Here is a 26,141-nt window from a genome sequence, read left to right on the forward strand (position 1 = left end):
ACGGTCCACTCCTCACTGTGCGGGTCAGATGCCGAGCGCGTTGAAGAGGTAGAGCCACACCTCACTGCGGGTGGGGAACGCCGGGATGGCGTGCCGGAGCCGGCGCAGTGGCACCTCGCCGACCACCGCGACGGTGGCGGCCTGCAGGAAGTCGGCGACGTTCGAGCCGGTCAGGGTGACGCCGACCAGCACATCGCGGTCGGTGTCGACGAGGAACCGGGCGGTGCCGCGCGGGCCGCCGGTGAACGCGCCGCCGGCGTTGCCGTCGGTCGGCAGGTCGATCACCCGGACGTCGAGGCCGGCCGCGGCGGCCGTCGCGGTGGTGTGACCGACCGCGGCCACCTGCGGCTCGGTGAAGATCACCCGGGGCGAGCCGGGGCCGTCCGCGAGATGCTCGGCCGCCATCGGCTCGCCGAGGATGTCGCCGGCCGCGATGGCCGCCTGATATTTCGCCATGTGCGTGAAGAGCGCTTTCCCGTTCAGGTCACCGACCACGTAAAGCCAGCTCGATCCGGGAACGCGCATGTTCTCGTCGACCCGTGGGGAATCCACGCCGACGGTGTCCAGGCCCAGGTCCGCCGCCTGCGGCGTGCGTCCGGCAGCGACCAGGATCTCCGCCGCGGTCACGGTGACCCCGTCACTCAGGGTCACGTCAACACCGAGACCCGTTCGGCGTACGGCCTGAGCGCGCGCCCCGATCCGGATGTCCACCCCCTGCTCGGTCAGCGACTGCGCCACCTGCTCACCGGCGAACGGCTCCTCCCGCGGCAGCAGCCCCCGCTCCCCCGGGATCAGGGTGACCCGGGCGCCGAGCGAGGTGAACGCCTGGCTGAGCTCGGAGCCGACCACCCCGCCACCGAGCACGATCAGCGACTCCGGGATGACCGGGGTGGTGACCGCCGCCCGGTTCGTCCACGGCTCGGCGTCGGCCAGCCCGTCGATGGCGGGCAGCGCGGCCCGGGTGCCGCCGGCCAGGATGACCGCCCGCCGGGCCTCGAGGATCTCGTCGCCGACCCGGACGCGTTTCTCCCCGGCGAGCCGGCCCCAGCCGCGGACCAGGGTGATCCCCCGCTCCGCCAGCCAGGGCAGCTGGCCGGCGTCGTCCAGGCCGCCGATCAGCTCGTCGCGGCGGCGCAGCACGGCGGCCACGTCGAGGTCGCCGGTGACCGCGGCGGCCACCCCGGGTGTGCGCCGGGCCTCGGCGAGCAGCTCACCCGGGCGCAGCAGCGCCTTGGACGGCATGCACGCGTAGTAGGAGCACTCCCCGCCGACCTTGTCGGCCTCGACGATCGCCACATCCAGTCCGGCCTCGGCCAGCCGGCCGGCCGCCACCTCGCCGCCGGGTCCGGCGCCGATCACCACCACGTCAAAGCTTCGCATGCGGTAGATGGTCGCCCGGCGGCGAACTCGTTCACCCCAGGGGGTTGCCCTGGGCGGCACCCGGGGCCGCCGGGGGTCAGCTCGGTGACGGGGCGGCGGGGCGGGGCCGGATGTCGCTGAACGTGTAGCACGCCTCGTCGTCGATGGCGTTCGGCATCGGGTCGATCGTCAGCGAGGCGGGCAGGCCGGCCGCGTCGGTGGTGAACTCGATCACGGCGTCCGGCCCGGCGGTGCCGGTTTCGGCGAGCAGCTCGGCGATGGCCGGGTAGTGCGCCACGTCCGGGTTGGTGTCCCGGTCGGCGGGCTCGCCGGTGACCCGCTCGCCGGCCACGGTGATCCGGTACTTGCCGATCAGTGCCCGCTCGCCGCAGGTCGAGGTGAGGACGTAGGTGTAGTGCGACGGCAGGTTCGCGGCTGCCACGTGGACGGCGTCACGGGTCTCCGCGGTCGTACCGGAAAGGGTGGTGCCGCACGCGGAGACCGCGAGTGCGGTGATCACGGTGAGCAGCGCGGTCCGGCGCTGTCGGGAATCGGCCATGGCTGGTTCGACGCACCGTGACCAGCGGCGGTTCCGCCCTTTCTGCCGGTCGTGCGGCATGCCGGGAGGACGGGCGGATGACCGGTTTCGGAAATGCCTGGCTTTCCAGGGCACGAACAAGATCAAATCACCCTAATACCGTGAAGAACGTCACTATCCGGCATCAAAAACTTGGATGAACGACCGGGGATGTGGTTACCGTCGGTCGTCCCGCGATGGCGGGCACTGTGGACGGACCGCCGAATCCTGCCGCCGATCCACAGACTCGATGAGAAGGGCAGGAGCGGGGGACCCACCGTTTCCGGCGCGTCCATCACGGAGCGCGCCTCGGGGTGAAGCCGCCATGTGTGACGCGGCCGGGCCGATCTGCCCGAACCCGACAGCTCACCTCGCAGGCGTGGAGGATCATCCATGTCTCGGATCGGTAGACGAACGCGCCTTGCTGCCCTCACCCTGGTGGCGGCGGGCGTGACCGGAGCCGGCGTGCTGTTCGCGCCCGCTTCCCCGGCGATGGCATCCAGCGTCAACTGGGACGTGGTCGCCAAGTGCGAATCGGGCGGCCGCTGGCACATCAACACCGGTAACGGGTACTACGGCGGCCTGCAGTTCAGCCGCAGCACGTGGAAGGCGAACGGCGGCGGCAAGTACGCGTCGACCGCGGACAAGGCCACCAAGGGCGAGCAGATCAAGATCGCCGAGAAGCTGTACGCCAAGCGCGGGCTGAGCCCGTGGCCGGTGTGCGGCAAGAAGGCCGGCGTGCACAAGAAGGCCACGTCGACCAGGAAGAAGTCCACCAAGGCGAAGAGCAGTAAGGTCAAGTCGACCGGCAAGACCTACGTGGTGAAGTCCGGCGACACGCTCGCCAAGATCGCCCGGAAGTACCACATCAAGGGCGGCTGGCGGACGCTGTACAAGCTCAACAAGAGCAAGCTGTCCAGCCCGAGCCGGATCTACCCCGGTCAGCGGATCCGTCTCTGACGGTCCGTCCTCCGGCCGCGCGGTCGTCCGGGCGGGCGGCGGCGCGGCCGGGACGATCACCGCCCCGTCCGGCCCGCGGAGGCCGTCACCGCCGGCGGCAGACCGGCGACATCCCTGGTGATCCTTGTCCCGCTGACCTGATCCGCACCAGGTCAGGTGTGAGGATTGCCGCCGGGACGTGGGCGCGGCAACGGGGGAACACATGCGGTGGGTCGGGGCGGCGGGGCTGGCCGGGGGCATGCTGCTGCTGGTGGCGGGATGCGGAGCGACTGATCCGTACGCGAATGCCGCCCCGGCCTCCCCCGCGCCTTCCCACCCGGCGGCCTTCCCGGCGCCGTCCCAGTCGGCGGCTTTCCTCTCGCCGTCCCGGTCGGCGGCGCCGGACTGGGTCGGCACCTGGGGTGTCGCGATGACCGACGGCGGGCAGGCCTTCGAGCGGCAGACCGTCCGGCAGATCGTGCACACCAGCGTCGCCGGGGACCGCGCCCGGCTGGAGCTGTCCCACGCGTTCGGCCGCACGCCGCTGGTGATCGGCGGGGTGCACGTGGCGCGGCAGGTGTCCGGGAGCACCATCGACCCGGCCACCGACACCGTGGTGACCTTCGGCGGCAGGACGGCGGTGACCATCCCGGCGGGCGGCACGGTGACCAGCGACCCGGTGAGCTTCGCCGTGCCGGCCGACGCCGATCTGGCGGTCAGCGTCCACCTGCCGGCGGCGACCGGCGAGACCACCCGGCATCCGCTCGGCACCAGGGACAATTTCATCGGTACCGGCGACCAGCTCACCGCCACGAGCATCCGCGGCGCCGAGACGTCCAGCAACTACTTCTTCCTGACCGGCCTGGACGTGCACAACTCCGCGGCGGAGGGGACGGTCGTGGCGTTCGGGGCGTCGATCACCGACGGGCTGGACTCGGCCTTCGGGGCCAACCAGCGGTGGCCGGACCTGCTCGCCGACCGGCTGCGCGCGGCGGGGCGGACGATCGGCGTGGTGAACACCGGGATCAGCGGCAACCGGCTGACCGCCGACGGCACCGACGGACGCGGCGAGAGCGCGGCCCACCGGTTCGAGCGGGACGTGCTGCGGCGTACCGGAGTGCGCTGGGTGATCATCTCGGACGACCCGCTGAACGATCTGGGCAGCCACCGCGCACCGGGCAGCGACGAGATCATCAGCGCCTACCGGCAGCTGATCGATCGCGGTCATGCGGCCGGGATCAGGGTGATCTGCTCGACGCTCACCCCGTTCCGCGGCGCGGACTACTGGAGCAGCCGGGGCGAGCAGGGCCGGGCCGAGGTGAACGCGTTCGTCCGCGGCGCCGGCAGCGGGTGCGACGCGGTGCTCGACCAGGACGCCGCGACGCACGATCCGGCGTCACCGACCCGGTTCCTGGCCGCGAACGACTCCGGCGACCACCTGCACCCTGGCGACAAGGGTATGCGGGTGATCGCCGGAGCGGTCGACCTCGACTGGTTCGACTGAGTCACCTCGGTCGCTGGTCCAGGAGGTCTGACGTGCGGGAATGCGCTTTCCGCGCCAATCTAGGGCACGGGCGTCGATACGTCAATCGGTGTTCTTTCTGCCGAACTCGATGTTGTCCAGGTCGCCGTGGAACTGGTCGGTGTCCACGTCGGTCTGGTTCGGGTTGATCCGCTTGCCGCCGATCACCACGGCGCCGCTCGGCAGGATGTCCGCCAGCGGGCCGGTCCGCTGGGCCGGCGGCACCAGCTGCCGGCCGGTGGCCGGGTCGTGCACCCGGATCTGGAACAGCACCGGGGACAGCCGGACGCAGGTCACCCGGTACCACCGGCCGACCGTCATGCCGAAGTCCTCCGGGCCGGCCGGGAGCAGCACGAAGTTCGTCCCGTCCGACCACCGGCAGGACGGCCGGCCGTAGTCCACCTGCAGTTTCCACTGGGTGACCCCGGCCCCGGCCGCGCCGAACTGAAAGACGTTCATCCCGGCGTCCGGCGACGGCGTCTCGTTCAACCGGATGTCCGCGCCGTAGACGAACCGGCCCTCCCCGTCACCGCCCGGCACCAGCGTGACCGAGCTCGCCGGGCGGATGATCGCTTGTGGACAAGGCGTGGTCGTGGTGCAGGAGCCGCCCGGGAAACGCAGGATGCGGTTGCCGCCCGCCTCGGTCACCGAGGTGACGAACCCGCCGCCGCCACCCAGGATGGCGCCGTGCAGGCCGTTGCCGCTGCTGTCGGCGACATGCGACGGGTCGGTGAGATCGCCGAGATAGCGCAGCTCCACGTGGCCGGGCGGAGGCGCGGCCAGAGCCGGGGTGGCGGTCAGGACGACGGCGCACAGGGCGCCGAGCGAGGCACGCAACAGTGTCATGTAGGCAGTGGAGCGGACGGCGGACCACAAGGACGGCGCATCTGTGCGACTCTCTGCGGATTGACCCGACCGGGCGTCCGCCGGTTGAACCGGAGCCGTCACCCAGCGGTACTCCCCGATGACTTCCCACCCTGACTGACGAAGTAGGTGCAGCATGAGTTACCCGGACCCGACCGCCGGCCCGGCGGAGCAGGACGGCTGGTCGTCGGCGGCGCGCTCGCCCCGGCCGGTCGTGCCGGAGCAGCACAGCCCGCAGCAGCCGGGCGGTTATCCGGCGCAGCACTCGTATCCGCAGCACCAGGGCCCGTCGGGGTATCCGCAGCAGCCCGGCGGGGCTTTGGGGTCGCAGTACCCGCAGCAATTCGGCGGCTATCCGGCGGCGTCGCAGCAGTACCCGCACCAAACCGCCCCGCAGCAGTACTCGCCGCAGTCCGGCACCCACTCGGCCGCGCCCGGCCACTATGGTCAGCAGCCCGGCACCCCCGCGGCCGCGACCAGCCAGTATGGCGCCGGGACCAGCCAGTATGGCGCCGCGACCAGCCAGTATGGCGCCGCGACCAGCCAGTATGGCGCCGCGACCAGCCAGTATGGCGCCGCACCCGACCACTATGGCCAGCAGCCCGGTGCCTACCCGGCCGCGCCCGGTCAGTATGGGCAGCAGCCGGGCACTCCCCCGCCGTCGATGCCGTACCACCAGTGGACCGCCGAGGGCGACCGATCCGACCCGGCGCAGCAGCAGATCAAACTCGCCGAAGCCGCCGCCCAGGGCAAACGCGACATCACCGTAGGCAGCATCTGGCTGGGCGCCGGCATCTTCATCACCCTCGCCACGATGGCCTCCGGCGCCGCCGTCTACATCGTCGCCTGGGGCCCGATGCTCTACGGCCTCTACCGCCTGATCAAGGGCATCATCGCCGTCCGCCGCACCAATTGACCGGCACACCCTCCCTCAGTCCCGTGCCAGCTCGTCCCGGACCGTCTCCCGGTCGTGGATCCGCGCGGGCGGCTGACGGCGGCCGGTGCCATGCCACACCTGCGCCGGCCGGGTCGCCATCAGCACCGCACGCAGTTCCTCGTGCCCGCGGATCAGTGGAGGTGCTGAGCGCCTGGCTCGACCTCGCCGGCCCGGTGCGGCAGGACATGGCGCGGGTCTAACCGCAGTCGAAGCGGTAGTCGGTGGGGTGGGCCGGGCAGCGCGGGCAGACGAACAGGTAGATGCCGCCCGCGTCGCCGAGCATCAGGCCTGTCGGGTTCTGCAGGCCCCGCCACGGATGGTCGTCGGCGGCGTCCCAGCCCCACCCCGCCATCGCCGGGCGGTCCTCCACCGGGATCCAGCGCCGCTCGTCGCCCCGGTCGAACTCCCAGCTCGCGATGGTCAGCAGATGGTCCATCGTGGCGCCGCACGCACAGGCGGGCCAATCCGGCGACTGGGTCCAGCCCGGGTAACCGCCGACCTTGATCCCGGACGCCACCGCCAGGTCCCTCTCGTAGCTCCAGCCGGTGTCCCGCTCGACCCGCTGGGCGGCCTCCTGGATCTCCGACCACACCGAGGGCGGCAGGTCGTGGGACGGATACTCGACCACCCGCTCCGGAGCGATCACGCAGGGCCGGGGCACCCGTCGCGGGTCCGACTCCACGTCCGGCGCCGGCGACGCGCTCACGTCGAGGCCGGCACGCCGGCGCCAGCGCACCTCGGGACGAGGCGCATCGAACGGCTCATGGTCGAACGGGCACCACAGCACCTGCAGCACGTCCGTCCCCTCCGGGAACGGCAGCTCAGGGATGTCCTCGGCGAACAGCTGCAGCACCGGCACGAGTGGCGCCGCCGGCTCGCCGGGCCCGTCGGGGTAGTGATCGTCCGGCTCCGGCCCGTCGCACACCGGCCACGGCTCGCCGGCCGGCCACAGCAACGGCCCGCCGACCGAGCTCTGCCCGGCCGTCGGAGCTCCGGCGCGAGGGTGCAGCCGCACCGTGGTCCGCGCGAACGGCACCACGGCCGGAAACTCCGACGGTACGTCGATCGGCCCGGCCGGCGTGGTGTGCACGCCGGTGATCCTACGATCGTTGCCCGGCGACCGGCTGGCGGAGGGCCGGCAGCACCTTGGCGCCGAAGGTCTCGATGAACGGCATCAGGTCCTGCCCGACGTGGTGCAGGTAGACGCGGTCGAAGCCGAGCGCGGCGTAGCCCCGCAGCCACTCGATGTGCGCCTCCAGGTCGGCCGACACGTTGACCACCTGCCGGACCTGGTCCACCGTCACGTTCTCGCTGACCACGTCGAACTGCTCGACCGTCTCGAGATCCCAGCAGACCGGCGGCTGGAAGACGTTGCTGCGCCACTGGTCGTGCGCGATCGCCTCGGCCTCGTCCTCGGTCGGCGCCCAGCTCAGGTGCACCTGCAGGCAGACCGGTCCCCGGCCACCCGCGTCCCGGTACGAGTCGATCATCGCCCGCAGGTGGTCGGTGGGCGCGTTGACGGTGACCAGCCCGTCGGCCCACCCGGCGCACCAGGCCGCGGTCTTCGTGCTCACCGCGGCTCCGATCAGCGGCGGCGCCTCGGCCGGCCGGGTCCACAGCCGGGCCCGGTCGACGGTGACCAGCCCGTCCCGGGTCACCTCGTCGCCGGCCAGCAGGCCGCGGATCACCTCCACCGAGGCGAGCAGCCGGGCCTCCCGCACCTCCTTGCGCGGCCACGGTTCCCCGGTGATGTGCTCGTTGCTGTATTCGCCGCTGCCCAGCGCCGCCCAGAACCGGCCCGGGAACATCGCGCCGAGCGTCCCGATGGCCTGCGCGATGATCGCCGGGTGGTAGCGCTGGCCCGGGGCGTTGACCACGCCGAACGACAGGTTGGTGGCCTGCAGCGCGGCGCCGAGCCACGACCAGGCGAAGGCGGACTGTCCCTGCCGGCTGCTCCACGGCGAGAAATGGTCGGAACACATCGCGGCTTCGAAGCCGTTCCGTTCGGCCGCGATCACCGCGGTGAGAAGATCGGCGGGCGGGATCTGCTCGTGGGAGGCGTGGATTCCGTACTCCGTCATGGAGGTGCCGTTACCCCGGCTGCCGTCCGGGCAACCTTCGGGGAGTGGCGCGCGGCGGGGCCGGCCGGGAGAATCCCGGACCGGGACGGAACGGCGGGCGAGGGAGAGGTCGGCGGCGGCGGATGAGCATCACCACGAACGAGACGAGCCGCTTGGCGGTGCTGATCGACGCGGACAACGCGCAGCCGGCGATCGTCGAGGGTCTGCTGGCCGAGGTGGCGAAGTACGGGACCGCGCACGTCAAGCGGGCCTACGGCGACTGGACCGGGACGAACCTGCGGGGCTGGAAGGAGCACCTGCTGGCCTACAGCATCCAGCCGATCCAGCAGTTCGCCTACACCACCGGGAAGAACGCCACCGACGCGGCGATGGTGATCGACGCGATGGATCTGCTGTATTCGGGGCGGCTGGACGGGTTCTGCATCGTCTCCAGTGACAGCGACTTCACCCGGCTGGCCGCGCGGATCCGCGAGTCGGGCCTGATCGTCTACGGGTTCGGCGAGCGGAAGACGCCGAAACCGTTCGTGGCGGCCTGCGACAAGTTCATCTACACCGAGAACCTGACCGTGGCGCACAGCCCGGCCGAACCGGTGGACTCGCCGGCCACCTCGCGGCCGGCCGCGGGTGCGGCGCCGCTGCGGTCGGACAGCGCTTTGGTCAACAAGCTGCGGAACGCGGTCGAGGCGGCGTCGGACGACGACGGGTGGGCGCCGCTCGGCGCGGTCGGGCACATCCTGCTCAAGCAGAGTCCCGACTTCGACGCGCGGAACTGGGGTTACACCAAGCTGAGCGACCTGCTCACCGCGACCGGGCTGTTCGAGTCCGAGCGCCGCCCGACGGAGAAGAACAAGACGTCGGTGATCTACGTACGGGACCGCCGCCGGCGGCCGGAGCGCAAGGCGGCCGAGGCGGGCTGACCGGGTCGCGGGTCAGAGTTCCAGGTCGAGCTGCAGATGGCCGGGCAGCCGGTACCCGGGGGCGTCCAGATGGCAGGCGGCCCGGACCCGGGAGGTCTGCCCGGTCGGCAGGGTGACCAGCGAGCCGGGTGGCACGTCGGTGTCCGGCGGGCAGAAGACCACGGTCCGGGTCGGGTGGACCACGCAGGGACCGATCACGGTGGGTTCGGCGTAGCGGTTGCCGTGCCGTGGCGTGACCCGCACCGTGGTCGGTGCCGGCGAGTGCAGCAACGCGAATTCCAGCCAGGTCATCCTCTGATCATTGCCCGGTTCGGCAACGATCACGCATCAGGCGCGGACGAAGGTGGCGAGGGCTTTCGCGTCGCCCGGGTCGATCCACTCGAAGGTGCCGCGGAGCTGGTCGGAGCGCTGGTCGACGGTGGTCACCGAGGCGGTCAGCTCACCCCACGGCATGGTGACGTGCAACAGCGTCCGCAGGATCGCGGTGGGCAGGTGCGGGCTGTCGTCGCCGGCGGTGGCCCGCAGCAGCAACCCGCTGGTGGAGATGTCCTGGACCTCGCCGGACAGGGCGATCAGCCGCTGGCTGGGCCCGGTGTCCAGTTGCGCGGTCCCGGTCGCCGGGTAGGCGCCGGGCCGGCGCGGCGAGTCCCGGCGCTGGACCACGCCGGTCGGTGAGTCGCCGAGCACGGTGATCAGGCCGCCACGCAGTTCGGCCTCCACCCAGGCGACGCCGGCGTTGCTGGTCAGCTCCAGGATGCCGTAGCGGCGGGCGCCCGGCCCCGGGTCGTCGAGGCTGAGCACCGGCATCGGCGGCAGGTCGGCGATGAACGGCGCCTTGACCTCGGCGAGGCAGATCAGTGGGACGGTGGTCATGTCCGGGAGGCGCAGGGTGAGGGTGCTGCCGGCGGACACCGTGATCATGGTTGCCTCCCTCGGATGCCGTTCCCCTCTGACGTTCTCACGAGGGCGGGCCGGGCCGGGGCGGTTCCGCCCGGATCCCGGCCCGCCACGGCTCAGCCGTGCTTGACGGTCAGGCTGTAAAACTTGACCTTGGCGCCGTTCGTGGTGCTGTCCGAGGAGGACTGGTTGTAGGAGCCGGCCTTGAAATACTGCCGGTACGGGTTGAACGAGGACGGGATCGCGTAGCTGGTCCGCGACCCGTTGACGGTCAGGTTGATGGTGTTGCCGGTGACGTTGATGACGTAGGTCCACTTCACGCCGAGCGCCACGTTCCCCACCTTGTGCAGCGTCTGGCCGCCGGCCGGCGAGTTCTCGGTGCCGAGGTAGATGTCGCCGTTCGGCCGGTAGTAGAGCTCCAGCAGCGGCTTGGTCGACGAGCCGCCGGAGCCCAGGTGCACCTGGCCGACGCAGACGTTCTTGGTGACCGAGGGGATCCGCAGCTGGGCGCTGAGCGTGTGGTTCCCGGCCAGCGTCCAGTCGGCGGCGCTGCCGTCCTTGTTCATCTCGCGGAACTCGGACCGCGCGTAGTTGGAGTTCGGCGTGGTGACGCCCTTCTCCGGCGCCCAGAAGGTCATCGAGCCGTCGTTCTTGTCGGTCCAGAAGTAGGCCGGGTTGGTGTAGCCGTTCGGGCCCTTGAGCTGGGCCGGCGAGATGGTGTCCGGTTTGCCGGGGGACCCGGTCGGCAGCTGCAGCTGCCAGACGGACAGGTCGAAGTTGCCGCCGGGCGGCAGGGCCGGGTCGAGGGTGGCGGCCGAGGCGGTGGTGATGCCGGCGACGCCGAGACCGCCGACGACGACCGCGGAGACGGCGAGGGTCAGCAGGGTGCGCTTGCGCATGGGAGAGACCTCGATGCGATAGGGATCGGCTTGCCCGTGGGGGAATTGGCAAGATGGTTGCCAATAAAGCAGGCGGTCGATGGATGGTCAATCGCTCGGTCCGGGTCACACCCTTAAAAAACCTTAAATGGCACGAGGACCGCGGTCCGGTCCCGGTCCGCGCGCGACGAGGTGGTCCGATTTCCGGTACGCCGCCGCGCGCGCCCGGGACCGCGCCGGCCGGCCCCGACAACGATGTCGGAGCCGGCCGGGATGGTGCGGTGCGGTCAGCTGGGGTCGGGTGGAACCAGCAGCGGACGGGGGTGGGCCACCGGCCGGGCGGCGCGCGCCCCGCGCGGCCGGAACGGCCGGGTCAGCGGCAACCGGCCGGCCACCAGCCCGGTCGGGATGGCGATCAGGACCGCGATCAGGTCGGTGTCGGCCCCGTTCACCGGCGGGTTGCCGGCCAGCGCGGTGAACAGGGCGGCGATCGGCAGCGCGATGCAGGCGAAGAGCAGCGGCACCAGCACCGCCGGGACGACGACCACGGCCAGCGCCGCCGACGCCGGCAGCCGCAGCCAGTCCCGCCGGTGCCGGGGACGCGGCCCGGCCAGCACCACGACCGCGACCAGCAGCAGGACCAGGAGCAGCAGGTTCTCCTGGAACCGGACGTCGTCCGGCTGCGGATGACGCAGCCGGATCAGCCACGGCCCGGCCCCGGCGAGGGCGCCGAGGACCAGCGCCACCGCCCCGCGGAACGGGCTCACCGCACCGGCCGCGCGGGTCGCCGCGGCGACCGCCACCATGGCCAGCAGCGAGCCGACCGCCGCGCTGCCCAGGTTGAGCGCCCGCTCCACGTCGGTCGGCGACTCGGTCTCGGTGGCCAGGGCGGACATCACCGCGGCGATCAGCGCCACGGTCAGCAGCACCCGGTGCCGGGGCACCGACGGCAGCATGCCGACGGCGGCGCAGGCGCCGAGCGCGGCCACGGCGGTGACCGCGGCGAGCATGACGGTGCCGGAGGTCGGGTCGATCCGGTCCAGCTGGATGTCGGCCACCAGCCAGAGCAGGCCGCCGAGCAGCACGGCCCGGGTCGCCCGGCGGTCGCCGCGCGCCCAGACCAGCAGCACCAGGATGACCGCGAAGAGCGCACCCCAGCGCAGCTCCCGGGCCCAGTAGGTGTTGTTCTCCCCGGTCGCGTCCTGGAGGTGGGCCGGCTCGCTGAGCGGCTGGAGCACGGTCACGCCCACCGCCCAGGCCGCCGCGCCCGCGGCGGCCAGGCCGGCCAGCACGAACCGCTCCACGGTCAGCCGCCACCACGGCGGCTGAGCGTCGACCGGGCCGGCGGCGACCGGCTCCACCTCCGGCTCGACCGGCACCACCGCGGTGGTCCACCGGCGGACCGTCGCCCGGGCGAAGACCACCGCGAAGACCGTCCACGGCAGCAGCAGGCCGATCGTGCTGATCACGCTGACCAGCAGGTAGATCGGCAGGTCCACGACCGAGCCGAGGTGCAGCGGGAGATCCGGCAGGGCGGCCGCGAGCGGCACGCCCAGCACCGCCAGCAGCCGGGCCCGGGCGCGCCGCCCGGCGCTCAGCGCCCGCACCGTCGCCGCCACCAGCAGCATCGTGAGCAGCGCCCAGCAACCGGCGGCCAGCAGGCAGTTCACGAAGATGCCCTCGGTGCGCACCAGGAGGAAGAAGGAGAGCAGCGCGGCCAGCGGCAGCACCACCGTGGCGGCGACGCCCAGGCTGCCGGCCGGGCCGGGATCCGGCGCCCCGCGCCGGCCGATCCACCGGCCGGCCACGACGGCGTACCCGGTGACCAGCGCGGCGACCACGCTGTTCGCCAGCGCCCCGATGAGCAGCCAGGCGTTCCCGCTGTCGCCGAAGTCGAGCAACGACTCACCCAGGATCGACCGGATGACCATGGCGAGGCCCATCCCGAACGCCCCGGCCAGCGCCACCTGGGACGCCGAGCGCAGCGCCGCGCCGGCCCGCAGCCACTCCCAGCCGCCGCGCGGCGCGCCCTCCTCGTCGAAGCTCAGCGGCGTGATCGCCAGGCTGATCGCGAAGGCCAGCCGCCGCCCGGCGGTGCCCGGCCGGCGCTCCAGCTCGTCCAGCTCGGCGGCCCACTCGCGGGCCAGGTCGTCGCGCAGGTCGGCGGGCCACCGCCGGGCCGCCGCGCGCAGGCAGGCCGCGGTCAGCCGGCTCAGGAAACCCATGTCGGCCTCCCCTGCACGGCCGGGCCGGCGGTCGCGTGCCGCTGCCGGTACGCGCCGACCTCGCCGCGCACCGTGGTGACCGCGTCCGGGGCGAGCCGGTACCACCGCCGGGCCGGGCGACCGGCCAGCGCCGGATCGATCTCCTCCCAGCGAGACTCCAGCCAGCCGGCCCGCTGCAGCCGGATCAGGATCGGGTAGACGGTGCCGCTGGGACAGCCGGTCGCCTGCATGATGTCGAGGCCGTAGCGCTCGGCGGCGGGCTCGGCGAGGAACGCCTGGAGCACACCGGCCAGGGCGGCCGTCATACGTGGGGGTGACGCCATGCCCGGTTACGCTACATAGCCCTAGCAACTTTTTCTACATAGGGTTTCATCAGCCGTCCAAGGCGTACCGGGCGACCGCGATGAGGGCACGCACATCACGCTCCACCATCGGCTCGCCGGTCATCCCGAGACGGTGCAGCAGGGTGCCGACGATCAGGTCGATGAGAAAGAGCACCCGGTGCTCCGGCTCGCCGAGCGCGTCCTGCAGAGCCAGCCGGTAGGGGTCCTGGAACCGGGTGGCCAGGATCTCGCGCAGCGCCGGGTCGTTGACCGCGTCGGTGAAGACACCGGCGAACGCCGCGCCGATCCCGGACTCGCCGATCTTGCCGGCGATCCAGTGGATCGCGTTCTCCAGCAGGTCGCCGCGGGTGGCGCCGGTCAGCGGCACCGGGCCGAACGCGTCCAGCAGGCAGGCCACGATCAGCTCGCCCTTGGACGGCCAGCGCCGGTAGATCGTGGTCTTGGCGACCCCGGCGACCGCGGCGATCCGGTCGACCGTGGCCCGGGTGTAGCCCAGCTCGTCGATCGCGCTCAGGGTGGCGGCGAAGACGGTCGCGTCGACGCCGGAGCGGGGACGGCCGGGCGAGCGGGCGGGTTCGGCGCTGATCGGCATGGCGCCACTCTATCAATTACGCTACCTTCAGTATCGATACTTGAAGTAGCGTAATGACGAAGGGCGGGTGCGTGATGACCGAGGCGCCGGTGCGGGAGACGGTCGGCGAGGATCGGCCGCCGCTGGTGGTGCGGCTGCTCGACCGGGTGCGCAGCGAGCCGGACTGGGCCGCCATGTCCGCCGCGGAGCTGGCCGCGCTGCAGGTGGCGGAGAACCGCAAGCGCGCGTCCCGGCTGATGCGGCTGATCACCGGGTGGCCGCAGCCCGGCGTGACGATCACCTGGGAGCGGGTGTCGGTGGCCGGGCGGGAGGTGACGGTCCGGGTCCACCGGCCGGACCCGGGACGGGCGCGGACACCGGCCGGCGCGGCCCCGGGAACCGGCGGGCTGCCGCTGGTGGTGCACGTGCACGGCGGCGGGTTCGTCGGCACCGCGGCGCAGAGCGACTGGATCACCAGCGCGATCGCGGCCTGGCTGCCGGCCGTCGTGGTGTCGGTCGAGCATCGGCTGGTCTCGCCGGAGGTGCCGCTGCTCGCCGGGGTCGACGACGCCTGGGACGTGCTCGGCGAGCTGTTCCGGCACGCGGCACGGTGGGGCGTCGACCCGGGCCGGGTCGCGCTGGCCGGCGAGAGCGCCGGCGCGGCGATCACCGGGACGGTGGCGCTCCGGGCGCGCGACGCTGGTCTGGCGCTGCGGGCGCAGGTCCTGGTCAACCCGTGCACCGACCTGACCGCGACGGCACTCGACTACCCGTCGATGCGCGAGCACCCGGACAGCCCGACGCTCACCCTGGCGCAGATGCGGTTCTTCCAGCGGATGGCGGTGCCGGACGGGACCGACCCGCGGGCGGTGTCGCCGCTGCACGCCTGGGACGTGGCCCGGCTGGCCCCGGCGCTGATCGTGGTGCCGACCGTGGACCCGCTCGCCGATCAGGGCCGGGCCTACGCGGAGCGGCTGCGGATCGCCGGGACGCCGGTGCGGCTCACCGAGCACCGCGGGGCGACGCACGCGTTCGTCAGCATGCCGGGGCTGCTGCCTCAGGCCCGCGCCGCCCGGGAGGAGATCATTGGCTTCCTGCGGGAGAGGCTGAGCTGACCGGGCGTGCGCTTCGTCGTACGAAAATCGCGGTTGTCCCGGAGGTTTGCGGGGCAACCGGGAAGTCATGACGAAACAGGGCTCCGCCCAGACACTGGTGATTCTGGGTGCTTCCGGGGATTTGACGGCACGACTGCTGCTGCCCGGGCTCGGGGCGCTGCTGGCGGCCGACGCGCTGCCGGTGACGCTGATCGGCGCCGGGATGGACGACTGGGACGCGGCACGCTGGCAGGAGCGGGTGGCCACGGCGTTCGGCGAGCACGGCAAGGCCGAGGCGGCGGCGCGCACCCTGGACGGGACGCGGTACGTGCGGGCCGACGTGACCCGCGCCGAGGACCTGCGCGGGCTGCTGGACAGCGCGGACGGCGAGGTCTCGATCTTCTTCGCGCTGCCGCCGTCGGTGACCGTGAAGGCGTGCGAGGCGCTGTGCGAGCTGGGGCTGCCGGAGGGGACCCGGCTGGTGCTGGAGAAGCCGTTCGGGACCAGCGCGTCGTCGGCGGCGTCGCTCAACCGGCTGCTCACCCGGCTCGCGCCGGAGGAGCGGATCCACCGGGTCGACCACTTCCTCGGCAAGTCCACCGTGCTGAACATTCTCGGACTTCGGTTCGCGAACCGGATCTTCGAGCCGCTGCTCGGGTCGGAGCACGTCGAGTCGGTCGACATCGTCTTCGACGAGCAGCTGGCGCTGGAGGGACGGGCCGGCTACTACGACAAGGCGGGCGCCCTGGCCGACATGATCCAGAGCCACCTGCTGCAGATCCTGGCGCTGCTCACCATGGAGGCGCCGCTGTCGCTGGACCCGCGGGTGTTCCGGGACGCCACCGCCGAGGCGCTGCGGGCCACCCGGCTGTGGGCCGGCGACGCGAAGGAGTCCAGCCTGCGGGCCCGCTACGCGGGGTACGCGGAGGAGCCCGGCGTGGACCCGGCGCGGGAGACCGAGACGCTCGCCGAGATCGTGCTGGCGGTGGACAACTGGCGGTGGGCCGGGGTGCCGTTCCGGCTGCGGTCCGGCAAGGCGCTGGGCACCGGGCGCAAGGAGGCGGTCATCACGTTCAAGGCGCCGCCGCGTATCCCGGACGGCTTCCGGGGACCGGACACGCCGGACCGGCTGCGGATCAGTTTCGGACCCGACCGGCTGGCGCTCGACTTCGACATCAACGGGCCCGGCGACCCGTTCGTGCTCGACCCGGTCACCCTGGAGGCCGAGTTCGCGCCGGGCGAGCTGCCGCCGTACGGCGAGGTGCTGCGCGGGGTGTTCGAGAACGACCCGTTGTTGTCGGTCCGCGGCGACACCGCCGAGCAGTGCTGGCGGATCGTCGAGCCGGTGACCTCGGCGTGGCGGGCCGGGGAGGTGCCGCTGCAGGAGTACGCGGTCGGGAGTTCGGGGCCGGCGGGGTCGTTGCTCACCAGCGGCGGGGACTCGCCGCACTGACCTGCCGGAGTCGGTCGCGGGCCGGGGGCGGTGGGCGCGCCGAGTCGGCGTGCTCGCCCCGGGCCGGACCTCGGACGGGTCGGCATCCGCGCACGCCGGACCGCAGCGGCCGTCCGCGAGCAACCGTCCGGCAACCGCGGACGACCCGGCCGACAACCCGAGGCTGGTGGGATGGCGCGGTGACATCTTCGAGCAGTGGCCCACGGACCACCACGGCGCCGGGGAACTCACGGGCGCCCTGGTCGCTGGCCTGGGTCGGGTGGTGCCTGGCGGCGGCGGTGCCGGCTGTCGGCCACTTCCTCATACCGGCGTCGCACCCCGTCGCCCAGGTGGTCTCCTACTGCCTGGTGAGCGCCGGCACGGCGGCCGCGATGGCGGTGGGCATCCGGCTGCACCGGCCGGCCGCCCGGTCGGTGTGGTGGCTGCTCGCGGCCGGCCAGGTGATGTACGCCGGCGCCGACATCGCCTACTTCGTGACCACCACCGGCAGCGAGACCAACTATCCGGTGCTGGCCAACGTCCTGTACCTCGCGCAGTACCTGCTCGTCGCCGCCGCGCTGGTGCTGCTGGGCCGCAGGCGCTCACCCCAGCGCAACACCGCCGCACTGGTCGACACCGCGATCCTCGCGGTGGCCGCCGCGGTGCTGTGGTGGGTGTTCCTCATCCACCCCGCCGTCGCCGCGCCGGGCTTCTCCGCGTTGGACCGCGTGGCGGCCACCATCTATCCGGTCATGGACCTGTGTGTGCTCACCGTGGCGATCCGCCTGCTGCTCGGCGGCGGCGCCCGGCAGACCTCCTACCAACTGGTGCTGGCGTTCCTCGGCTTGACACTGTTCGCCGACACCGCGTACGGCCTGCTGACCCTGCACGGGATGTACGAGAACGGCGGCTGGTCGGACGCGGTGTACCTGGTCAGCTACCTCGCGCTCGGCGCGGCCGCGTTGCATCCGTCGATGCGGCGGGTCGCCGAGCCGGTGGAGGGCCGATCCGGCGCCACGCTGTACCGCGTGGTGCTGCTGGCGGTTGCCACCCTGGTGGCCCCGGTGGTGCTGGCCGTGCAGAACCTGCGTCACGCGGCGAGCTCGGACCTCGTCGTGGTGACCGCCTCGGCCGTCCTGTTCCTGCTGATGCTCACGCGGATGGCGGGCCTGATCGCGGCGCAGCGCAGGATCGCCATGACCGACGGCCTCACCGGCGTCCACACCCGTCGCCACCTGTCCGACGCGCTGCGCGCGGAGCGGGAGCGGGCGGCCCGGCACGGCGGCTCGTTCGCGATGCTGCTGGTGGACGTGGACCACTTCAAGCACATCAACGACACCTACGGACACCCGGCCGGCGATCAGGTGCTGAGAGAGGTGGCCGGCCGGCTGCGGGACGCCTGCCGCGACACCGACGTGGTCGCCCGGTTCGGCGGCGAGGAGTTCGCGGTGCTGGTGACCGGCGAGGTGCCGGGCCGCCTGGCAGCGCTGGCCGAGGAGCTACGGCAGCGGATCGCCGGGGCTCCGGTACTCGTCGACAACCGTACGGCGATCACGGTGACCGTCTCGATCGGCGCCGCCGTGCTGCCCGGCACGGCGTCCACCGAGGAACTGCTGGTCGCGGCCGACGGCGCGCTGTACGCGGCGAAGCGCGGCGGGCGCAACCGGGTCGTCGTGGGCGATGCGGAGTGGACCACCGCGGCCACGCCGGCCGGCAGCGACCCGGCCGACGTCGACCGGCAGATCCAGCGCTGGACCGCGCTGGTGAGCGAGGCCGTCCGCCGCCGCGCGGACCACCAGAACGTGCCGGTCAGCATGGTGGCCGGGGTCTGCGCCGCGTGGGCTCTCCTGCGCACCGCCGGCCCCGATCGCCCGGCGTTCACCGCCGAGCAGGCCCGAGCCGAGCTGCGGCGCTGCCGCGGGGTGCAGTTCCACCCGCACGCGGTCGACGAGTTCTTGGCTCTGGAGGCCGCCGAGGTGGTCGGCACACCCGCGGCCGCCGCCACTCCGCTGCTCCCGGCGACGCTCGGTTAGCTCGGCCCCCGCGCTGGTCCGCGGCCGCGCCAGCACGGCCGTCCCACCCGAGGCCGCACGTCGGGCCCAGTCCTCGGACAAGTAGCCGCGATCCGCTCGGATGGGGCGTGGCGGCTCGACCGGCGGGATCGGTATGAGCGTCAGCCTTGGTTGCGTGGCTAGCATCGCCACAGGTGACCGACGATCGGGGAGGCGGCGGGGCTGACATGGCCGGCTACTCGGGCACGCCGCTGTACCGCAAACTCGGCATCAAGCCGGGTCATCGCGTCGCGCTGCTCGACGCGCCGGACGGCTTCGCGACCACGCTCGATGGTCTGCCGGACGGGGTTGTCGTCCGGCCCGCCCTGGCCACCGACGCGCCGACCGACGTGATCGTGCTGTTCGTGACCCGACGTGGTGCGTTGCAGTCCCGCCTCGACGAGGTCAGACGCGGTATGGCGCAGAACGGCGGATTCTGGGTCGCCTGGCCGAAGCGGGCGTCGAAGGTACCCACGGACGTCACCGAGGACGTCATCCGTGAAGTCGCGTTGCCGACCGGGCTGGTCGACAACAAGGTGTGCGCGATCGACGGGATCTGGTCGGGCCTGCGACTGGTCATCCGCCGCGAGATCCGCGTACCAGCCGGTTAGCGGTGGTCACGGCCAGGGTCAGGTGCGGCGTTCGCTCGGGCCTTGATCTGGCCGCGGCGAGCTGGTGGCTGATGATGGCGCCGGCCGCCGCTCCGGTGAGCGCCCCGGCCGCGGTGGACCCGATGGAGCAGCTGCGCCGGCTCGGTGAGCTGCGCGAGGCCGGCGTGGTCACCGACGACGAGTTCGCCGCGAAGAAGTCGGAGATCCTGGCGCGGCTCTGAGCGGCCGGGTCGAGGCTCGGAGCGGTCAGGGCAGCGGGCCGGTGGGCAGGTCGCGGCGGATGACCTTGCCGGTGGGGTTGCGCGGGAGTTCGTCGATGAAGACCACGTCGCGCGGGACCTTGTAGCGGGCGAGCAGCGCCTTCACGTAGTCGCGGATCTCCTGCGGATCCCGGCTGGCGTCCTCGGTGGGGACGATGAAGGCGCGCAGCCGGCGGCCGAACTCCGGGTCGTCGACGCCGATCACCGCGGCTTCGACCACGTCGTCGCGTTCGGCGAGGAGGTTCTCCACCTCGAGCGGGTAGACGTTCTCGCCGCCCGAGATGATCATGTCGTCTTCCCGGCCGTCGATGTGGAGCAGGCCGTGGTCGTCGAAGTGGCCGCGGTCGCCGGTGGACATGAAGCCGTCGATGATCTGCTTGTGCTGGCCGTCGGTGTAGCCCTCGAACGGGATGCCGGTGCGGACGAAGACCCGGCCGGTGGTGTGCGGCCGGTCGATCCGCCGGCCCTCGTCGTCGTAGACGGCGACGTGCACGGTGACCGGCGGCCTGCCGACCGTGCCGGGCGCCCGCCGGGACTCGGCGGGCTGGGCGACCGAGGCGACCGCGACCTCGGTGGAGCCGTAGACGTTGTAGATCACCTCGCCGAACCGGTCCTGGAAGCGGTTGGTCAGCTCGGGGGCGAGCGGGGAGCCGGCGACGAAGACGGTCCGCAGCGTCGAGGTGTCGTACTTGTCGAGGATCCGCGGGTCGAGCGACAGGATCCGGGTGAGCATGGTCGGGACGGCGACCAGCATCTGCGCCTTGTGCTCGGCGATCGCCCGCAGGATGCTCTCGGCGTCGATCCGGCGCAGCAGCACGGCGTGGTCGGCGAGCGACATGCCGACCGTCCAGGCGCCGAACCCGGTGCTGTGGAACAGCGGCGAGGCGACCACGATGGCGCCCTGCCGGGGGAACGGGATCCGGTCCGCGATCAGCGCGCTGGCCAGCGGCGACACCTTGGTGCGCGGGGCGCCCTTGGGCAGCCCGGTGGTGCCGCTGGTCAGGATGATGAAGCCGGCCGGGCGGTCGGGCAGCGGCAGTGGGGTGACCGGCTGCCCGGCGATCAGCATGTCGATGGTCTTGTCGGCGGCGCCCTCGTCGGCCCAGGTCAGGTAGCGCGGGACGGCGTCCGGCAGGGCGTCGATCAGGCCGGCGAACTCGCTGTCGTAAAGCACCGCGCGGACGTTCTCCCGGGCCACCACCTCGGCGAACTGCTGCGCGGCGAGGCCGGTGTTCATCAGCGCGAGGCGCAGGCCCGCGCGGGCCGCGGCGCTGATCGTCAGGACCAGGCCGCGATGGTCCCGGGCCAGCACCCCGATCACCGACTTGTCCGGAAATTTCAGGTCTTTCAATGCCCGGGCGAGCGCGTTGGACTGCTCGTCGAGCTGCCGGTAGTTGAGGGTGCCGCGCTCGTCGGTCAGGGCCGGGGCGTGCGGGTGCTCGATCGCCGCCTTCATGATCAGCGCGGCCTGCGGGCCGAGCCTGGCGTTGCGGATCGCGGCGCTGACCAGGTGGTCCGGGCGCAGCAGGTTGACGATGCCGATCTGGTGCATCCGCAGCACCGCGTGCAGGTTCTCAAGAGCGCTCACGGTCAGCCTTCCGTAGGTCGAAACTCGCGGAGCCGAGCACAGCACCGGCCATCTCGGACAGGTGGTCGAAGGCCTCCGCGGTCGTCCAGTCGCTCTGCTCGTCGACGATGCGTTTGGCCAGGAGGACGGCGAGCGCCGGGTGCGCGGCGATCGAGGAGGCCAGATCGAAGGCGGTCTCGTACGCCTTGCCGACCGGCGTGACGCGGTTGATCAGCCCGAGGTCGTGCAGCCGACGGGCCGGCATCGGGTCCCCGGTCAGCGCGAGCTCCAGCGCGGTGGCCCGGGGCAGGCTGCGGGCCAGCCGGAGCACTCCCCCGGCCGCGGCGACCAGCCCGCGCTTGACCTCGGGGATGCCGAACAGGGCGTCCTCGGCGGCGACGATCAGGTCGGCGGCCAGCGCCAGCTCGAACCCGCCGGCCAGCGCGGCCCCCTCGACCGCGGCGATCAGCGGCTTCTTCGGCGGCTTGCCGGTCAGCCCGAGCAGGCCGCGGCCCTCGGTGATCGGGTATTCGCCGCGGGCGGCGGCTCTCAGGTCCATGCCGGCGCAGAAGACCGGGCCGGCGCCGGTGAGGACGGCGACCCGGGCGTCCGGGTCGGCCTCGAAGTCGTCGATCGCGCGTTCCAGGGCGCGGGCGGTGGCCAGGTCGACGGCGTTGCGGACGGCGGGCCGGTTGAGCCGGATCTCGGTGACCGGGCCGTGCCACTCGACGACAACCGGCGGCTCGCCCGGCGGCGGCAGCGGCACCGGCGGGCCGGCGAACGGATCCCCGTCCAGCGGCTCGGTGGCCCGGACCACCCGGGTGCCGTCGTCCAGGATCTCGGTGACGATCCCGGCTTCCGGGGTGCCGTCCCGGCGATACGTGACGGTATAGCCTTCCAGCACGCCCGTTTCATCGGCATGTGACGCGACTTTTCGTGTTGGGCGATGGAGGCGCACGTCCGCGTCGATGTCGCGGAACTCCGCGGCGGGCGGATGGGTGGAGAGCACCGTGGCGGCGTGCTTGGTCATGTACCAGCCGACGGCGGTGGCCAGGCCGTAGCTGCCCGGGTCGTGGCGCAGCCGGCTGATCAGGTTGACCACCGCGTGGCTGGCGTAGTTGTTGCCCGGGCCGCCGGCGAAGGTGAGGCCGCCGGTCACGGTCAGCGGCCGGTCCGGGTCGTCGTCCGGCACGCCCAGCTCGGCGGCGGCGATCTGCACCGCTGACGGAAAACAGGCGTACAGGTCGAGGTAGCGGATGTCGTCGATGGTGAGTCCGGCGTGGCCGAGCACCGCCCGGCCGACCGCGCGCAGAGCGGGCGAGGTGGTCAGGTCGGCGCGCTCGGTCACGAACCACTCATCCGTGGCATGCGCCCCGGCGTGCACGAAGGTCCAGTTCTGCTGGCCGATCCCGGCCTCCCGGGCCGCCTCGGCACTGCACACGATCATGCCGGTTGCCTGGTTGACCTGCAGGTTCGCGGTGAGCAGCTTGGTGTAGGGCCCGGAGACCGGGCGGTTGTCGCGGTCCGGGGCAGCCAGTTCGGCGGCGGTCCGGACCTGCGGCAGCCAGGCGCACCCGTTGCCGGCGGCCACCTCGGACATCCGGGACCAGATCTCGGTGATCTTCTTCCGGTGCGCGTCCACGCTGAGGCCGTCCCGGCGGCGCAGGGCCGACTCGATCAGGGCGTAGACGTGCAGCGGAGAGGTGAGGCCGGCGGCGGTCTCGGCGGTGTTGTTGGGTTCCCGGTCGATGCCCAGCACGCGGGTCGGCGCCGCGCTCCCGCGCTGTTTCGGCCAGTCCAGCCGCCGTCGGGCGCCCTCTGCGGCCGCCGCCGTCGCGGCGGCCTCCGCGCCGCCGAGCAGCGCGATCCGGGTCTCGCCCCGGGCGATCGCCGCGGCGATGTCGTTGAGCAGGCGCAGCGGGCCGTCGCCGCCGAACAGGCCGGTCTGCACGGTCTGCGCCGGGCGGGCTCCGAGCCGTTCGGCGAGCAACGCGGCACCGTCCGCGAACTGCCAGGAGACGCTGGCCACCCAGCCCACCGTGTCGGCTGATCTCACCAGGTTGTTGCCGGCCTGGTAGGTGCTGCTGTCGGCGTCGCGCATGGCGTGCACGGCGAGCGTGAGCGGATCGGAGCCGCCGGGGTGGTGGAAGCGTTCGACGCGTTGCGCGGAGCCGACGATGACGGGCGTCCACGGGTCGATCTCCCGACCAGTCTCCCGATGCACAATTTTTCCGGACTTTTCGCGGTTTATCAGGGCTGGACTGACCGTGGCGGTGGGCTTCGCATGACTCCATCGCTCGGGCGAGACCTGGCTCAATCGCTGGAGCGAGCTCCGCAACGCGTCGGTGAGACTGCGAGCCACCATCGGCCCCAACGGGCCGTCCGTCGGCCCGCCCTGCACGCCGCCGTCCAGCCGGACCAGCGCCCCGCCGTCCGCGGGCGCGACCGACAGGTAGAGCCCGACCTCGATCCCCATCGGCCCGGTCCCGTCCAGCCAGACCGTCCGATCGGACAGCCCCCGGACCGTCCAGCGCACCTCGACCGGCGTGCCCATCAGCTTGACCCGCTGCGCGAACCGGCCGCCCTCGGCCATCGCGCCCGGCGGCGGGGCCGGCCAGCCGGTGTGCATGACCAGCCAGTCCGCCATCCGCGCCGGGGTGGCGAGGTAGGCGAGCACCCGGTCGGGCGGGGCGCCGAGGGGGACAGACAGGGTCCAGGGCCGGTTCAGCCGGCGCGGCGGCTCCACGGCGGGCGGTGGTGCGGGCACGGCTCGGCGACCGAAGCGCATCGACATCCCCCCAACAGTCTCGCGTGACGGTAAGCCAGTGACCTGGGTCACGACAAGACCGAAAACGGCCAGGAAAGTCCGCAGTGGACCGCGGTTACCGTCAGGTCGTACGGTAAGTGCCGTGAGGCGCACGCAAGCCCAGCGCAGCGAGGCCACCCGGCTCCGGATCCTCGACGCCACCTGTCAGTCGCTCGTCGAGCGGGGATATGCCGAGACCACCACCGCCGAGGTGCTGGCCCGCGCCGACGTGCCCCGCGGCACTCTGCTGCACCACTTCCCCACCAAGGTCGACCTGCTGGTCGCCTCGGTGCAGCACGTCGCCCGGCGGCGGATGGACGCCATGGTCGCCGAGCTGGCCGCGCTGCCCGCGGAGGCGGACGAGCTGGACGCGTTCATCGACAGCGTCTGGCGGCACTTCTCCGCCCCGCTGTTCTGGGCCGCCCTGGAGATGTGGAACGCGGCCCGCACCGACGCCGAGCTGCGGGCCGCGCTGATGCCGGTGGAGAAAGAGATCTTCGGGGTGCTGCACGAGCGGGCGACCACGCTGCTCGGCGACGACCCGCGGGTGCCGACCGTGGTGCAGATGACCTTCGAGGTGATGACCGGCCTGGTGATGACCAGCATCGTCAGCGGGGAGCTGGGCCGCCGCGAGTTGTTGATCCGCCGGTGGAAGAGGGCGGCCGCGATCCTGCTCGGCCGGCGCGCCCCGGACACCCTCGTCGAACGCGCGAAGGGAACCTGAGGATGTATGACGACCCGTTCGAGACCGCGGAACGCGCCACCCTGCGCGAGGCGATGGCTGCCTTCGTACGCAGAGAGATCCTGCCCTTCCTGAACGACTGGGAGCGAGCCGGGGAGATCCCGCGCGAGCTGCACGCCAGCGCCGCGAAGGCGGGACTCTACGGCATCGGGTTCCCCGAGGAGGTGGGTGGCGACGGCGGCGACACGGTCGACATGGTGGTCGCCACCGAGGCGTTCCTGGAGGCGGGCGGCTCGTCCGGCTGCCACGCCGCGCTGTTCACCCACGGCATCGCGCTGCCCCACATGATCGCGGCCGGCGGCCCGGAGCTGATCGACCGGTTCGTCCGCCCGGCGCTGGCCGGCTCCTTGGTGTGCTCGCTCGGCGTCACCGAACCGGACGCCGGCTCCGACGTCGGCGCGCTGCGCACCACCGCGGTCCGCGACGGCGACGACTACGTGGTCGACGGCGCCAAGATGTTCATCACCTCGGGCACCCGCGCCGACTTCGTGACCACCGCGGTGCGCACCGGCGGCCCCGGCTCGGCCGGGATCAGCATGCTGGTGATCGAGCGCGGCACGCCCGGCTTCGCGGTGTCCCGCAAACTCGACAAGATGGGCTGGCTCTGCTCCGACACCGCCGAGCTGTCGTTCACCGGCTGCCGGGTGCCGGCCGCCAACCTGATCGGCGCGGAGAACGGCGGCTTCCCGCTGATCGCCCAGGTCTTCGTGCCGGAACGGATCGTCGCGGCGGTGCACGCCTACTCGGTCGCGCAGCGCTGCCTGGACCTCACCCTGGACCAGGTGCGGCGGCGTGACACCTTCGGCCGGCCGCTGATCAGCCGCCAGGTGGTCCGCCACAAACTGGTCGAGATGCGGCAGCGGATCGAACTGGCCCGCACCTTCACCCGCCGGGTCGCCGCCCGGCACGCCGCCGGCGACTGGGTGGCCGGGGAGGTGTGCTTGGCCAAGAACGCCGCGGTGGACGCGTGCAAGCACGTCGTGGACGAGGCGGTCCAGTTGCACGGCGGGATGGGCTATCTGCGGGAGTCCGAGGTGGAGCGGCACTACCGGGACAGCCGGATCCTCGGGATCGGCGCCGGCGCCAGCGAGGTGATGACCGACCTCGCCGCGAAGATCTTCCAATACGACCGATAGGCCGATTCGGCGCGTCGCGAGCGATGACGACCATCCCCGCTGCCGCGATGTCGCCCGATTTCTTGCGCATCCCTTTCTGGTACGACTCGCAGCCCGGTGGCAGCCGGCCCGCGAGGCTGCGGCCCGCGCACGACCGCTGCGCGTGTCGTGCGGGTCCGCTCGTGGACCGCGTTGCCCGCCGCTGGTCACGGTAGCGGCCGCGCTCCCGCCCCTCGGCTGGTCCTCAGGGGTGCCTCAACCCCTGTGAAAGACCCATGAGACCCAGCCGGGGACCGGGGGCGCGGCCGCGGCCGTGACCAGCGATGGGCCTCGCGGTTCGCCGGCGGACCCG

General features: G+C 72.6%; 24 protein-coding genes and 1 riboswitch. Of the genes, 11 read left to right on the plus strand and 13 right to left on the minus strand.

Features of this window, described 5'->3' with window-relative positions:
- Nucleotides 1-24: 24 nt before the first annotated feature.
- Both BJY16_RS42370 and BJY16_RS42375 read right to left on the minus strand, forming a co-directional pair.
- On the minus strand, nt 25-1,380 hold the full coding sequence (locus BJY16_RS42370; protein ID WP_185045300.1) for a dihydrolipoyl dehydrogenase family protein: 1,356 nt from the start codon (nt 1,378-1,380) through the stop codon (nt 25-27).
- 76 nt (nt 1,381-1,456) lie between these two features.
- Complete coding sequence (locus tag BJY16_RS42375) at nt 1,457-1,918, minus strand: DUF6174 domain-containing protein (protein WP_185045302.1); 462 nt, start codon at nt 1,916-1,918, stop codon at nt 1,457-1,459.
- 227 nt (nt 1,919-2,145) lie between these two features.
- Nucleotides 2,146-2,331, plus strand: a riboswitch (cyclic di-AMP (ydaO/yuaA leader).
- Here BJY16_RS42375 and BJY16_RS48835 point away from each other — a divergent pair.
- Both BJY16_RS48835 and BJY16_RS42385 read left to right on the plus strand, forming a co-directional pair.
- Nucleotides 2,330-2,896, plus strand: a complete 567-nt coding sequence (locus BJY16_RS48835; protein ID WP_185045304.1) for a LysM peptidoglycan-binding domain-containing protein — start codon at nt 2,330-2,332, stop codon at nt 2,894-2,896. It overlaps the preceding riboswitch by 2 nt.
- 202 nt (nt 2,897-3,098) lie before the next feature.
- Complete coding sequence (locus tag BJY16_RS42385; RefSeq protein ID WP_185045306.1) at nt 3,099-4,379, plus strand: GDSL-type esterase/lipase family protein; 1,281 nt, start codon at nt 3,099-3,101, stop codon at nt 4,377-4,379.
- Nucleotides 4,380-4,460: 81 nt separating this feature from the next.
- On the opposite strand, the gene BJY16_RS42390 is transcribed toward BJY16_RS42385, so the two are convergent.
- Nucleotides 4,461-5,243: a hypothetical protein gene (locus BJY16_RS42390; RefSeq protein WP_185045308.1), complete on the minus strand. Its 783-nt coding sequence runs from the start codon at nt 5,241-5,243 to the stop codon at nt 4,461-4,463.
- 154 nt (nt 5,244-5,397) lie between these two features.
- Here BJY16_RS42390 and BJY16_RS42395 point away from each other — a divergent pair, with 154 nt between their 5' ends.
- On the plus strand, nt 5,398-6,177 hold the full coding sequence (locus BJY16_RS42395; RefSeq protein ID WP_185045310.1) for a hypothetical protein: 780 nt from the start codon (nt 5,398-5,400) through the stop codon (nt 6,175-6,177).
- Nucleotides 6,178-6,394: 217 nt separating this feature from the next.
- Here the strand turns inward: BJY16_RS42395 and BJY16_RS42400 are convergent, their stop codons facing one another.
- Together BJY16_RS42400 and BJY16_RS42405 are read right to left on the minus strand one after the other, a co-directional pair.
- The gene (locus BJY16_RS42400) at nt 6,395-7,288 is read right to left on the minus strand and encodes a YwqG family protein (protein WP_203758819.1); all 894 of its coding nucleotides are present in this window, start codon (nt 7,286-7,288) and stop codon (nt 6,395-6,397) included.
- Between the two features lie 10 nt (nt 7,289-7,298).
- Nucleotides 7,299-8,279 carry a TIGR03885 family FMN-dependent LLM class oxidoreductase gene (locus tag BJY16_RS42405; protein WP_185045312.1) on the minus strand — a complete coding sequence of 327 codons (981 nt, stop codon included), beginning with the start codon at nt 8,277-8,279 and terminating at the stop codon, nt 7,299-7,301.
- 122 nt (nt 8,280-8,401) lie between these two features.
- On the opposite strand from BJY16_RS42405, the gene BJY16_RS42410 reads away from it, so the two are divergent.
- Nucleotides 8,402-9,196, plus strand: a complete 795-nt coding sequence (locus BJY16_RS42410) for an NYN domain-containing protein (protein ID WP_185045313.1) — start codon at nt 8,402-8,404, stop codon at nt 9,194-9,196.
- 12 nt (nt 9,197-9,208) lie between these two features.
- Here the strand turns inward: BJY16_RS42410 and BJY16_RS42415 are convergent, their stop codons facing one another.
- The 6 genes from BJY16_RS42415 to BJY16_RS42440 all read right to left on the minus strand — a co-directional run bounded on the left by BJY16_RS42415 (nt 9,209) and on the right by BJY16_RS42440 (nt 14,132).
- Nucleotides 9,209-9,487, minus strand: coding sequence for a hypothetical protein (locus BJY16_RS42415; RefSeq protein ID WP_185045315.1), 279 nt, complete (start codon nt 9,485-9,487; stop codon nt 9,209-9,211).
- Nucleotides 9,488-9,523: 36 nt separating this feature from the next.
- Nucleotides 9,524-10,117 (minus strand): PilZ domain-containing protein, encoded by a 594-nt coding sequence (locus BJY16_RS42420; protein ID WP_185045317.1) that lies wholly within the window; start codon nt 10,115-10,117, stop codon nt 9,524-9,526.
- A 92-nt stretch (nt 10,118-10,209) separates the two neighbouring features.
- On the minus strand, nt 10,210-10,992 hold the full coding sequence (locus BJY16_RS42425; RefSeq protein WP_185045319.1) for a polysaccharide lyase family 7 protein: 783 nt from the start codon (nt 10,990-10,992) through the stop codon (nt 10,210-10,212).
- Nucleotides 10,993-11,258: 266 nt separating this feature from the next.
- Complete coding sequence (locus BJY16_RS42430; RefSeq protein ID WP_185045321.1) at nt 11,259-13,196, minus strand: hypothetical protein; 1,938 nt, start codon at nt 13,194-13,196, stop codon at nt 11,259-11,261.
- On the minus strand, nt 13,184-13,519 hold the full coding sequence (locus BJY16_RS42435) for a PadR family transcriptional regulator (protein WP_185045322.1): 336 nt from the start codon (nt 13,517-13,519) through the stop codon (nt 13,184-13,186). The genes BJY16_RS42430 and BJY16_RS42435 overlap by 13 nt, the downstream gene beginning before the upstream one ends.
- 49 nt (nt 13,520-13,568) lie before the next feature.
- Complete coding sequence (locus tag BJY16_RS42440; RefSeq protein WP_185045325.1) at nt 13,569-14,132, minus strand: TetR/AcrR family transcriptional regulator; 564 nt, start codon at nt 14,130-14,132, stop codon at nt 13,569-13,571.
- Nucleotides 14,133-14,185: 53 nt separating this feature from the next.
- On the opposite strand from BJY16_RS42440, the gene BJY16_RS42445 reads away from it, so the two are divergent.
- The 5 genes from BJY16_RS42445 to BJY16_RS42465 all read left to right on the plus strand — a co-directional run bounded on the left by BJY16_RS42445 (nt 14,186) and on the right by BJY16_RS42465 (nt 19,520).
- Nucleotides 14,186-15,226 (plus strand): alpha/beta hydrolase, encoded by a 1,041-nt coding sequence (locus BJY16_RS42445; protein WP_203758820.1) that lies wholly within the window; start codon nt 14,186-14,188, stop codon nt 15,224-15,226.
- A gap of 67 nt (nt 15,227-15,293) precedes the next feature.
- Entirely contained in the window at nt 15,294-16,658 is a 1,365-nt protein-coding gene (locus tag BJY16_RS42450) for a glucose-6-phosphate dehydrogenase (protein WP_185045327.1), read from the plus strand.
- Nucleotides 16,659-16,837: 179 nt separating this feature from the next.
- On the plus strand, nt 16,838-18,670 hold the full coding sequence (locus BJY16_RS48840) for a GGDEF domain-containing protein (RefSeq protein WP_185045329.1): 1,833 nt from the start codon (nt 16,838-16,840) through the stop codon (nt 18,668-18,670).
- Nucleotides 18,671-18,843: 173 nt separating this feature from the next.
- The gene (locus BJY16_RS42460; protein ID WP_239176674.1) at nt 18,844-19,299 is read left to right on the plus strand and encodes a DUF3052 domain-containing protein; all 456 of its coding nucleotides are present in this window, start codon (nt 18,844-18,846) and stop codon (nt 19,297-19,299) included.
- Nucleotides 19,300-19,370: 71 nt separating this feature from the next.
- On the plus strand, nt 19,371-19,520 hold the full coding sequence (locus tag BJY16_RS42465; protein WP_185045331.1) for an SHOCT domain-containing protein: 150 nt from the start codon (nt 19,371-19,373) through the stop codon (nt 19,518-19,520).
- A 25-nt stretch (nt 19,521-19,545) separates the two neighbouring features.
- Here BJY16_RS42465 and BJY16_RS42470 read toward each other — a convergent pair whose 3' ends face one another.
- Together BJY16_RS42470 and BJY16_RS42475 are read right to left on the minus strand one after the other, a co-directional pair.
- Nucleotides 19,546-21,147: an AMP-binding protein gene (locus BJY16_RS42470; protein ID WP_185045333.1), complete on the minus strand. Its 1,602-nt coding sequence runs from the start codon at nt 21,145-21,147 to the stop codon at nt 19,546-19,548.
- The gene (locus BJY16_RS42475) at nt 21,134-23,920 is read right to left on the minus strand and encodes a type II toxin-antitoxin system Rv0910 family toxin (protein ID WP_239176676.1); all 2,787 of its coding nucleotides are present in this window, start codon (nt 23,918-23,920) and stop codon (nt 21,134-21,136) included. Before BJY16_RS42475 ends, BJY16_RS42470 begins: the two co-directional genes overlap by 14 nt.
- A 115-nt stretch (nt 23,921-24,035) precedes the next feature.
- On the opposite strand from BJY16_RS42475, the gene BJY16_RS42480 reads away from it, so the two are divergent.
- Nucleotides 24,036-24,656: a TetR/AcrR family transcriptional regulator gene (locus tag BJY16_RS42480; protein WP_185045335.1), complete on the plus strand. Its 621-nt coding sequence runs from the start codon at nt 24,036-24,038 to the stop codon at nt 24,654-24,656.
- Between the two features lie 2 nt (nt 24,657-24,658).
- Nucleotides 24,659-25,810 carry an acyl-CoA dehydrogenase family protein gene (locus BJY16_RS42485; RefSeq protein ID WP_185045336.1) on the plus strand — a complete coding sequence of 384 codons (1,152 nt, stop codon included), beginning with the start codon at nt 24,659-24,661 and terminating at the stop codon, nt 25,808-25,810.
- Nucleotides 25,811-26,141: the final 331 nt, after the last annotated feature.

The organism is Actinoplanes octamycinicus, from assembly GCF_014205225.1.
GTDB classification, from domain to species: domain Bacteria; phylum Actinomycetota; class Actinomycetes; order Mycobacteriales; family Micromonosporaceae; genus Actinoplanes; species Actinoplanes octamycinicus.

What these genes read in the sequence shown, in the direction of transcription:
- BJY16_RS42370 (WP_185045300.1), bottom strand. Translation starts at nt 1,380, where the DNA reads ATGCGAAGCTTTGACGTGGTGGTGATCGGCGCCGGACCCGGCGGCGAG.
- BJY16_RS42375 (WP_185045302.1), bottom strand. Translation starts at nt 1,918, where the DNA reads ATGGCCGATTCCCGACAGCGCCGGACCGCGCTGCTCACCGTGATCACC.
- BJY16_RS48835 (WP_185045304.1), top strand. Translation starts at nt 2,330, where the DNA reads ATGTCTCGGATCGGTAGACGAACGCGCCTTGCTGCCCTCACCCTGGTG.
- BJY16_RS42385 (WP_185045306.1), top strand. Translation starts at nt 3,099, where the DNA reads ATGCGGTGGGTCGGGGCGGCGGGGCTGGCCGGGGGCATGCTGCTGCTG.
- BJY16_RS42390 (WP_185045308.1), bottom strand. Translation starts at nt 5,243, where the DNA reads ATGACACTGTTGCGTGCCTCGCTCGGCGCCCTGTGCGCCGTCGTCCTG.
- BJY16_RS42395 (WP_185045310.1), top strand. Translation starts at nt 5,398, where the DNA reads ATGAGTTACCCGGACCCGACCGCCGGCCCGGCGGAGCAGGACGGCTGG.
- BJY16_RS42405 (WP_185045312.1), bottom strand. Translation starts at nt 8,279, where the DNA reads ATGACGGAGTACGGAATCCACGCCTCCCACGAGCAGATCCCGCCCGCC.
- BJY16_RS42410 (WP_185045313.1), top strand. Translation starts at nt 8,402, where the DNA reads ATGAGCATCACCACGAACGAGACGAGCCGCTTGGCGGTGCTGATCGAC.
- BJY16_RS42415 (WP_185045315.1), bottom strand. Translation starts at nt 9,487, where the DNA reads ATGACCTGGCTGGAATTCGCGTTGCTGCACTCGCCGGCACCGACCACG.
- BJY16_RS42420 (WP_185045317.1), bottom strand. Translation starts at nt 10,117, where the DNA reads ATGATCACGGTGTCCGCCGGCAGCACCCTCACCCTGCGCCTCCCGGAC.
- BJY16_RS42425 (WP_185045319.1), bottom strand. Translation starts at nt 10,992, where the DNA reads ATGCGCAAGCGCACCCTGCTGACCCTCGCCGTCTCCGCGGTCGTCGTC.
- BJY16_RS42430 (WP_185045321.1), bottom strand. Translation starts at nt 13,196, where the DNA reads ATGGGTTTCCTGAGCCGGCTGACCGCGGCCTGCCTGCGCGCGGCGGCC.
- BJY16_RS42435 (WP_185045322.1), bottom strand. Translation starts at nt 13,519, where the DNA reads ATGGCGTCACCCCCACGTATGACGGCCGCCCTGGCCGGTGTGCTCCAG.
- BJY16_RS42440 (WP_185045325.1), bottom strand. Translation starts at nt 14,132, where the DNA reads ATGCCGATCAGCGCCGAACCCGCCCGCTCGCCCGGCCGTCCCCGCTCC.
- BJY16_RS42445 (WP_203758820.1), top strand. Translation starts at nt 14,186, where the DNA reads ATGACGAAGGGCGGGTGCGTGATGACCGAGGCGCCGGTGCGGGAGACG.
- BJY16_RS42450 (WP_185045327.1), top strand. Translation starts at nt 15,294, where the DNA reads ATGACGAAACAGGGCTCCGCCCAGACACTGGTGATTCTGGGTGCTTCC.
- BJY16_RS42465 (WP_185045331.1), top strand. Translation starts at nt 19,371, where the DNA reads ATGATGGCGCCGGCCGCCGCTCCGGTGAGCGCCCCGGCCGCGGTGGAC.
- BJY16_RS42475 (WP_239176676.1), bottom strand. Translation starts at nt 23,920, where the DNA reads ATGTCGATGCGCTTCGGTCGCCGAGCCGTGCCCGCACCACCGCCCGCC.
- BJY16_RS42485 (WP_185045336.1), top strand. Translation starts at nt 24,659, where the DNA reads ATGTATGACGACCCGTTCGAGACCGCGGAACGCGCCACCCTGCGCGAG.